Raw genomic sequence first — 8958 nt, 5'->3', positions numbered from 1 at the left:
AAGAAACATCCCTTTTTCTATTTTATAAAGTTTGTACTATTTGGAAAAACTAAATGTTAATCTATCGTATAGTAAATCTTCTTCAGAAGGATTAAACAGTTTCATTCCAGATTTTATACATACTTTTTGTGATGCTACATTATTAGAATACATTCTTGCAAAAACTTTTGCGGCATGTAAATGATTAATACAGTAATCTATTAATTCTGAACAAATCAGCGTTCCGAAACCTTTACCCCAAAACTTTTGATCTATTATAAAGCCAATTTCATAGCAGTTTAATTCAGGATAATTAAAAATGGAAGCTTCCCCTAGAAAGTTATTATTCAAAGTTTTAACGATGTGAATTCCTATACTATCCTTTTGAAATTTTGAGATTTTTTCAGCGACAGATTCAACTTCCCAAATTTGTGATGAATTAGGAATATATTTCATTACTTCAGCATTGTTATATAAATTTCGTAATGAAATTATATCCTCTTTGGTTGGAGGAGAAATAGTAAAAAGGCTATTTTTAATAAACATATCTGGCTAACCTAAAGCAACATCTAAGGTCATCATAAGGATAAATCCAAAAATAAATCCTAGCGTAGCTAAATCGGAACTTTTATTTTGCTGAGATTCTGGAATAACTTCCTCTATTACTACAAATATCATCGCTCCAGCTGCAAAAGAAAGGGCATAAGGTAATATAGGTGCAAAGAAAGTAACTGCGAAAGCACCTAAAACTCCTGCCATAGGTTCTACAATAGCTGAAGCTTGGCCGTAGAAAAAACTCTTTCGTCGGGATAAGCCCATTCTTCGTAAAGGCATAGCGACCGCAATTCCTTCAGGAAAATTCTGTAAACCAATACCAACAGCCAAGGCTGTAGCTCCAGCAATACTCGCTTCAGGTATACCTGCTGCAACACCTCCAAACAAAACCCCCACAGCCAATCCTTCTGGGATGTTATGCAACGTGATAGCTAGAATCATTAAAGTAGTTCTTTGCCAAGGAGTTTTTACACCTTCTACTTGCTGAAAGTTGTGGTGTAAATGGGGCAGAATCTTATCAATACTATACAAGAAACCTGCGCCTAGCAGAAAACCAATTATAGTCGGAACCATTTGTGTAAAGCCTGTTCCTTCACTCATATTAATCGATGGAATCAAAAGACTCCACACACTCGCAGCAACCATGACTCCGCCAGTAAAACCGAGCATGGTATCCATGATATTTTTATTGTAACTTTTGAAAAAGAACACAAATGCAGAACCCAAAGCTGTTACAGACCACGTGAATAGGGTAGCATATAATGCAGCGGTAATAGGATTGATACTTTCTAAATAGGTTATGACTGAATCTAGCATTTATCGTTTCTTAGTTTTTGTTTGACGTCCATAAAGATACAATTCGCCTAATAAATTTCACAAATAGAAGTGAGTTAGATAAATAAAATATTTAAAACCTGTTTAATTTTAAAAAATATGGCATGTTGAGCTAGCCTAAACATCACGAAAGCTTGTGCAGATTAATTTTTATATAGACATAGAAAATCCCCTCCAAAACATTGCAGGGGATTAGCATTATGATACGATTGTGTTATGTTAATTAAGAACGAATTTAGCTTCTTTGTCCGCTACTTTTAACTGAAAATCACCAGCTTCTAATAGGCGCTTTCCTGTAGCGTCAGGAAATGACAAATCACGGGTAGGATCTATTTCAAAAGTGTAAGTCACCATTTCTCCAGCTTTAATTAGTTTCTCTCAAAGTGTTTAAGTTCTTTCACTGGTCTGGAAATAGAGGCGTGCCAATCAGGGATAAACCAATGTACTGTCTCTAAACCATCTTTTTTACCTGTATTTTTTACGGTTATAGAAGCTACTAGTTTATCCGATTTATTGATATTATCTTTTGACAGTTTGATATCGCTGTACTCGAAGGTGGTATAGCTCAAGCTATATGCAAATGGATATAGTGGCCCTTGTTGTACATCCTGATAATGTCCTTGATATACACGCGCTGATTGTTTATGATTATAATATGTTGGGATTTGTCCTGTAGAATAAGGAAACGTAATTGGTAATTTACCAGATGGGTTAATTCTGCCTGAAAGTATGCCTGCTAATGGAGCACTTCCAGCAGTACCAGGTTGCCATATCGCAATAATACCATCTACCAATGGCTCGATGAGTGCTAATTCTATCGGTCTACCGCTTGAGAATACCAATATTATTTTTTTACCAGTAGTAGCGACATGCTTTATTAAGTCTTCTTGGATTTGAGGTAAAGCTAAGGATGAGCGTGATGCATTTTCGCCACTCCAACCAGCTTTTTCTCCCAAATAAAGAACTACTATATCTGATTTCAAAGCTGCTTGGTACGCAGCATCAAATTCGGACTTGTCATCGCCTTCAAAATCACAACCGCGTACATATTCAAAATTGACATTAGACCCAAATTCTTTGATCATACCCTCATAAAAAGGTACTACATCTTTCGTTTTTCCAAAACCTCTCCATGATCCCATTACGTGATCATTGTCTTTTGCAAATGGTCCGATAAGCGCGATATTTTTAACAGATTCTAGTGGTAAAACTTGATCTTTATTTTTTAATAATACCATCGTTTCTTCGGCATACTTTTCTACGGTCTTAATATCTTCTGGTAATAAAAATCGTTTATCATCTGGCAAGACATGGACATAAGGTTTCTCAAATAAACCCAATTCAAACTTCAATTTTAATATTCTACGAACCGCATCATCAATTTGAGCAATGGTTATTTTTTTCTCTTTTACCAATTCTTCCAGGTGTCGGCCGTAAATATTGTCCACCATATCCACATCCGTAGTTGCCAAAAATGCTTTTAAACCAGCTTCTTTATCATCCTTTGCTACACCTTGACTTTTTAATTGATCTATACCATACCAATCCGATACAATTAAGCCATTGAAACCTAATTGTGTACGTAATACATCTTTTAGCCAATGTGTATTGGCAGTAGAAGGAATACCACTAATATCATTGAAAGAACTCATCAAAGTGGCTGCTCCAGCATTGATCGTAGCAATATATGGGGGTATATAAGTTTCCCAGATAGATTGCGGAGAAATATCTGTATAGACATAATCACGACCTCCTTCACTACGGCTATAACCGATATAGTGTTTTAGACATGCTGCTACGTGTAAGCTATCATAGGGTTGAGTACCCTGATAGCCTAATATCGTCGCCACACTAAATTGTGCATTGGTATAGGGATCTTCACCATAACCTTCAGATACGCGACCCCAACGAGGATCGTAAGCCACATCAATCATAGGAGAGAAGGTCCATTCAATACCACCTAATCTTGACTCTTTGGCTGCTATTGCAGAAGCCTTCTTAGCCAGATCTAAATTCCAAGACGCAGCCTGACCAAGGGGAATAGGATAAATTGTTTTGTAACCGTGTATGACATCAAAAGCAAACAAAATGGGAATTCCCAATCTAGACTCTTCTACAGCTTTCTTTTGTATTTTATTTCTGAATACAGGATCCGAACTCGAAAAAATTAAAGAACCTACTTCTGGAGAAAGCTCGTTGACCGATTTTTCGATGTTGTTGGGGGTATCGTTATCGCCTTCGGTGTATTGATTCAATTGCATGATTTTCTCTTTGAGCGTCATACGCTTCAATAAATCTTCAACACGTTTCTGAACTGGCGCCTTAGCATTTTTATATACTTCCTAAGCATCAACGGATTGAAACAGCAGAAAAGAAATAAAAAATAAACATACTGGTTTTAGTTGATTTACTTTCATTAAGCTACAAATAGTTTAGTTTAATTAAATAATTAGGTTGTTTAATTTGCTAAGGTAATTTAATTTGTTTTAAACAAGAAATTTTGCTATTTAAAGTTTGTGATTATTTTGTTGTAGCTTAATATTAAAGTGCTGGTTATTGTCTTTTCGGAAATCCAGGAAATTGTATTTCTCATAAAATAAAAATCCTCGTAATATGCTTAGCATATTACGGGGATTGAATGAATAATATATGAATTACTATTTAATATATTCAGCTAGTACTTTGTGTAGGTTTTCTTGTTTTAGATTAATAGCCACAATCTTTCCTGTAGGGTCGATAAGGTAGTTTTGAGGAACACCGCGAACCCCATAAAGCACTGCTGCATCGTTTCTCCATCCTTTAAGGTCAGCTGCATGAATCCAAGGCAAGTCATCATCTTTGATAGCTTGTAGCCAAGCTTCTCTGCCGTTATTATCATCGATTGAGATTGCAAAAACTTCTAGGCCTTTTGGTTTAAAGTTGATATAAGCTTTCTTGAGATTTGGATTCTCTGCACGACATGGACTACACCAGCTCGCCCAAAAATCCAAAAGAACGAACTTTCCTTTAAAGTCTGACAATTGCACCATCTTGCCCTGTTGATCAGGTTGTGCAAAGTTTGGTGCCATACTTCCAATAACAATGTTTTTATCTGCATATATTCTGGCAGCCAATTCTTTTCCTCTAGAGGAATTCTGCAAAGATTTATTTAAGTCTAAGAAAATAGTTTCGATAATCTTTGTACCTCTTTTGTTTGCTACTTCAGTTAAGGCATCAACCGCAAAAATCGAATTCGGATTTTGCTTGGCAAACAAAAGTTGTTGATCGTTTCTTTTATCGAATTTTTCATCAAATTTTTGTTTTATTGCGGCATATTGTTCGTTTTTATCCACAGCATCTTCAGGCACAGCGGAAAAGGCTGCATTACCTTGGTCGATAATATCCATAAAGTCGCCACCGATAAAGTTGATGTATTGCACAAAAGATTCATGAAGAGGGGATTTTGTTATCGCAACTTTTTTAAGGGACTCCGTAATATTGAAGTTGTAATTTTCATTTCCTATGTAAAAATATAAACGGTCTCCTGTATTTTGTGTGCGGAGTTTGCCTAAGCCTTGCGAGTCCAAAATCATACGTGCGTAATTGGGCTCGTCTACTTCACCTTTAAACGTAAATTTTCCTTGTTTGATAACGGTAGAATCAGAGAAGGAATAGCCATCGCGCTGATAGTCTAAATATAATTTACTGCCTTCAAATTGTTTAGCAGCTTTACCCTGAATAACAAAGCCGTTTTGTCCAAATACGCTTACATTAAATAGGATGGATGCGAGTATTATATATATAAATTTCATGTTTCTAATTTTTAAAAGTTTAACGCCATGTTATATCTATTGCTTTTCCAGGAATGCCTTGAATCGTATTTTTAAGGACACCATTATTTCCTGTAGAAACATTGGTATAATAAAGAGATGTACCCGCTCCGACGATTAATGTTTGCTCGTCATCAGATAGTTTTATCATAGATACCTCATTTGAAAATTTAGCATCAATTTCTACTAAATTCTGATTAATAGGAGTGTAGCTATATACTTTGTTCGCGTGAGCAAAATAGATATAGCCATTTTTCGAGGCTATCATTTTAGTTTTATCGGTTATTATTTGTTGGTTGATAAAGCTCTTTTTGTGTAGCGGTGTGAACGTAAATGGACCATTGAAATTTACATTAAATTTCAGTTCATAAACTGTTCCGCTCACATCTTTACAATAAGCATACGTATCAGTATTGTTTATCTGTACAATATCCAATAGTTCTAATCCAATATTTGTAGGATCAAAAATAGCACTGTTGGTTACTGTATACTGTGTACCGAAAAACATTGGTGCGCCATATAAGTTGAATCGTAAAAACTGTTTTCTATTCTTATCAAAAGCAATTATACTAACCATGTCATTAATATTGCTCAGAATAAATTTGTCGTGCAGTTCATAGTCCCCATCTGCATAAGTTCCAAACATACCATACGTATTCGCTTGATCCCATGTCGTCGTGATACCGCCGTAAAACTTGCCATTAATAACGCCCATCAATACCCCTTGTACATGTTTTTGAAGACTACCTATTTCTATGGTAGGCGGAGCGAGGAAGAAATTGTCTTTGATAGTTCCTGGCTTTAATTCCTCTTGTTTTAGATTGTTTACATCCAATCTTACACCTTCATTCTTACAAATAACCCAATAACCTAGAGGTGTATTTCCTGTGAACTTATTCGCCAAAAAATGAACCGAAAGGGGATGGTCAGGCAATGATTTTAAATTTATGGCTTCATAAATTCTTGCCTGTACTTCACCGCTAGGTTTGATAAATGACAATTGTGTTGTGCCATTTTCTTCACTCAAAACTAAAGAACCCGTCGAAAATTCAGTTTTTCCCTGAATCTTGAAATCATAGAAATACTTGATTCCATTTGTTTTGTTCAATAGGGTTAATCGGGCATTATAAAGTTTAGCTTGTAATCCGAACACCGTACGTAATGCACTTCCTTCGTAGGTATATTGAGAAGGATCAATAGCTTCAGGAACCGCGATTTCCCAAATACATTCAATCTCTTCTTTTGCTATGTTTTCGAATTTTGGGTTAATAATTAAACTATCACCCACCATAGCATTATATATGGTGTCCAGTCCTACCACTTTGGGTTCTAAAGGCATATTGTATTCATAGTTGCCTTTATCCTTATAACATGATGTCAGCATCAGAATAAGAGATAAAGCCAAGTTAGAGCCAAATCGTGTTATATTCTTTGATTTTCTTTTCATTATCTTACCTCTCTTCCTAGTTCGTCAATAAATCGGAATAAACCCGAACCTGTATTTTTACGTAATAAAATCGTTCGATTGGGATTATCCTTGTGATAAAATTTGTAGGTTACTCCATTGTCATCCGTGCTAAGTACATACCCTTTTTCTGGATTTTTGTCGACCCATTGAAAAGGATTGTTAAGCATCATATTGAGCAAATCTGCAAAAAAGAGATTTTTTGGTGCATCTAAACCATCCATCGTCAATGTAGTTTGTTCGGTTGCAATTAAAAAGAGTTGATGTTTGGTTCTTGAATACTCCCCAAGCCACATACTCCACCACATCGGTTGTTCTAATCGTGCTGAAAAAACTACTTTAGCTCTAATGATATTTGGATTTTCAATATGAAAATCTGCGCTTTCTTTGAGTTTGACAATGACAGATACACTATTTTCTTCTAGGTCAGGAGTATTATAAATCACCAGTGGTAGCGTAGTTTTTCCATCTCCTGAATTCATAACATAACTCTCAGCCAATTTTTGATAATGTACACCTTCCTGCGCCGAAGAGGAATCCACTTCTATATAGGCATGGTATACGCGATCTTTATCTTCTCTTATACCCGAAATACTAACAGGAATATAAATGGTATCGGAAGCTTTGTTAATATTGTAAGCAAATGTGTATACTATACTGTCTCTATTTGCATTACTTAGATTAAAATATATTCCAGTATTATGATTGTACGTTAGCAATTCGGCTTTCTGGCAAGCTGCCAAGAGTAGAAAAACCAGTAAAAAACTCCCTATATTATATTTAAATGTCGAATTTGTTTTCATGCATCAGTCTTTTTGATTTCCATAAATGATCTCATCGTCTGGAAGAGGTAAAACAAATATTTTGTTGTCAGGCTGAATACTCTTGCCTTGTAATCCTGCAATCGGAAGGTGTAGTCTTTTATAGGCGTAAAATAATTGACCTTCAGCAAATGTATCTTTTCTCAGTTCTTTCACAATTTCTTGTAGGAATTCTTGTTTATTTGAAACTTGAGTAGCTTGCCCAATTCCTCTATTACGACGTATTTCATCCAAATATTGAATAGCTTGCGTGGGATTACTATCGTAACTACTTTCAGCAGCAATTAAGTATACTTCACTTAATTTGATAGCAGGAGCCATAAGATAGTGCAGATTTGCGCTTTCATTGTCCGAAAGAGAATTTCTGCGGTATTTTACAATTGTAGATAGGTAATTGTTTCCATTGCTTACTGTCATAAACCAATGCATATAACGCAAATCCGTGGCGCCTACGCTGGAAGTTTCATAGATAGTTTGTGCATCAATTTGTTCCAAATACATGCCGCTATTCCCACTAGAAAACCAATTGTTATTTAACTCATTATTTAGCAATGGGACGTACCAACCAAACAACAATTCTTTGTACTGGATACGATCTTTATTTTTTTCATCTACGGCGATAAAATCAGTAGTATTCGTCCAAGGGAATTTTTTAGCATCGATTACTATTTTAGCATTTGATAAGGCTTGATTAGTCTCACCTTTGTATAAATGTACACGAGCCAATGCCGCACAAACCGCATAATAATTCATTCGATGTCTTCTGTTTTGAAGGAAAAGCTGCGGGTTGGTTGTTTCAGAATTCAACAATGTATCGGTCTGATTTGGGTAGCCAATTCTATATGAACTCTTCAGAATAGGGTCTTTTTGTAATAAAACTTTAGCCTTTTCTAAATCATTGATGATAGAATCTAATACAGTCGTCACTGTTCCAAATGGAGTGGAAAGGTTACTGTATACCGTAACATATGGAATAGCTTTAGCGGTAGGATTTTCCTTATAGCTTGGAGCAAATAATCGTAGCACATCAAAATGCAGATATGCTCTTAAGGCTAAAGCTTCTGCTTTAATGATATCGTAATTGTTCTCCAAGAAAATATTACGTTGCTGATCGATGTTTGCAAGTATAAGGTTAGCGTTGACGATTCCATTGTAAAGACCTTTCCAAACATTATCTTTTCGCGCGATAAAATATTGGTCATCGTATTTATATTCCGATGTTGCTTTATAGCGAAATGGATCAGATGTAGCCGTCGTATAGTTTTGTGCTAATACTTCTGGCATTCCTACAGTTAATTCTTTACCATAAAGATCCGTTTTGCTTCCTCTGATATAAATACCCAATAAGGCTTCTTTGAATCCATCTTCTGTCGTGAAAAGTTCCGTTTTGTCAATTTCCGTTTCCGGTTTGATGTCAAGCCACTTTGCACATGATGTACACAGTAAGATGATAAGGATATATAATGATAGCGATTTTCTCATTTTCAAATATTTA

The 8958-nt window shown here is 35.6% G+C and carries 8 protein-coding genes; all 8 read right to left on the bottom strand.

Features of this window, described 5'->3' with window-relative positions; genetic code table 11:
• Positions 1 to 36: 36 nt before the first annotated feature.
• The 8 genes from G5B32_RS13005 to G5B32_RS12975 all read right to left on the bottom strand — a co-directional run bounded on the left by G5B32_RS13005 (position 37) and on the right by G5B32_RS12975 (position 8945).
• On the bottom strand, positions 37 to 525 hold the full coding sequence (locus tag G5B32_RS13005; protein ID WP_165291960.1) for a GNAT family N-acetyltransferase: 489 nt from the start codon (positions 523 to 525) through the stop codon (positions 37 to 39).
• A gap of 6 nt (positions 526 to 531) precedes the next feature.
• Positions 532 to 1350 (bottom strand): ZIP family metal transporter, encoded by an 819-nt coding sequence (locus G5B32_RS13000; RefSeq protein ID WP_165291959.1) that lies wholly within the window; start codon positions 1348 to 1350, stop codon positions 532 to 534.
• Positions 1351 to 1587: 237 nt separating this feature from the next.
• Entirely contained in the window at positions 1588 to 1737 is a 150-nt protein-coding gene (locus G5B32_RS17110; RefSeq protein ID WP_317166117.1) for a fibronectin type III-like domain-contianing protein, read from the bottom strand.
• Positions 1737 to 3650, bottom strand: a complete 1914-nt coding sequence (locus G5B32_RS12995; protein ID WP_206366896.1) for a glycoside hydrolase family 3 N-terminal domain-containing protein — start codon at positions 3648 to 3650, stop codon at positions 1737 to 1739. The genes G5B32_RS17110 and G5B32_RS12995 overlap by 1 nt, the downstream gene beginning before the upstream one ends.
• 375 nt (positions 3651 to 4025) lie before the next feature.
• Complete coding sequence (locus G5B32_RS12990) at positions 4026 to 5159, bottom strand: TlpA disulfide reductase family protein (RefSeq protein ID WP_165291958.1); 1134 nt, start codon at positions 5157 to 5159, stop codon at positions 4026 to 4028.
• 19 nt (positions 5160 to 5178) lie between these two features.
• Positions 5179 to 6624, bottom strand: coding sequence for a PKD-like family lipoprotein (locus tag G5B32_RS12985; RefSeq protein WP_165291957.1), 1446 nt, complete (start codon positions 6622 to 6624; stop codon positions 5179 to 5181).
• Positions 6624 to 7445, bottom strand: coding sequence for a DUF4843 domain-containing protein (locus G5B32_RS12980; protein WP_165291956.1), 822 nt, complete (start codon positions 7443 to 7445; stop codon positions 6624 to 6626). Before G5B32_RS12980 ends, G5B32_RS12985 begins: the two co-directional genes overlap by 1 nt.
• Before the next feature lie 3 nt (positions 7446 to 7448).
• A complete protein-coding gene (locus G5B32_RS12975; RefSeq protein WP_165291955.1) occupies positions 7449 to 8945 on the bottom strand; it encodes a RagB/SusD family nutrient uptake outer membrane protein in 1497 nt (498 codons plus the stop codon).
• Positions 8946 to 8958 lie beyond the last annotated feature (13 nt).

It is taken from the genome of Sphingobacterium sp. SGL-16 (genome assembly GCF_011043515.1).
Classification (GTDB): domain Bacteria; phylum Bacteroidota; class Bacteroidia; order Sphingobacteriales; family Sphingobacteriaceae; genus Sphingobacterium; species Sphingobacterium litopenaei.
Note: the sequence above shows the minus strand (reverse complement) of the source record. Positions and strands in the feature narration are given on the sequence as shown.

What these genes read in the sequence shown, in the direction of transcription:
- G5B32_RS13005 (WP_165291960.1), bottom strand. Translation starts at nt 525, where the DNA reads ATGTTTATTAAAAATAGCCTTTTTACTATTTCTCCTCCAACCAAAGAG.
- G5B32_RS13000 (WP_165291959.1), bottom strand. Translation starts at nt 1,350, where the DNA reads ATGCTAGATTCAGTCATAACCTATTTAGAAAGTATCAATCCTATTACC.
- G5B32_RS12995 (WP_206366896.1), bottom strand. Translation starts at nt 3,650, where the DNA reads ATGACGCTCAAAGAGAAAATCATGCAATTGAATCAATACACCGAAGGC.
- G5B32_RS12990 (WP_165291958.1), bottom strand. Translation starts at nt 5,159, where the DNA reads ATGAAATTTATATATATAATACTCGCATCCATCCTATTTAATGTAAGC.
- G5B32_RS12985 (WP_165291957.1), bottom strand. Translation starts at nt 6,624, where the DNA reads ATGAAAAGAAAATCAAAGAATATAACACGATTTGGCTCTAACTTGGCT.
- G5B32_RS12980 (WP_165291956.1), bottom strand. Translation starts at nt 7,445, where the DNA reads ATGAAAACAAATTCGACATTTAAATATAATATAGGGAGTTTTTTACTG.
- G5B32_RS12975 (WP_165291955.1), bottom strand. Translation starts at nt 8,945, where the DNA reads ATGAGAAAATCGCTATCATTATATATCCTTATCATCTTACTGTGTACA.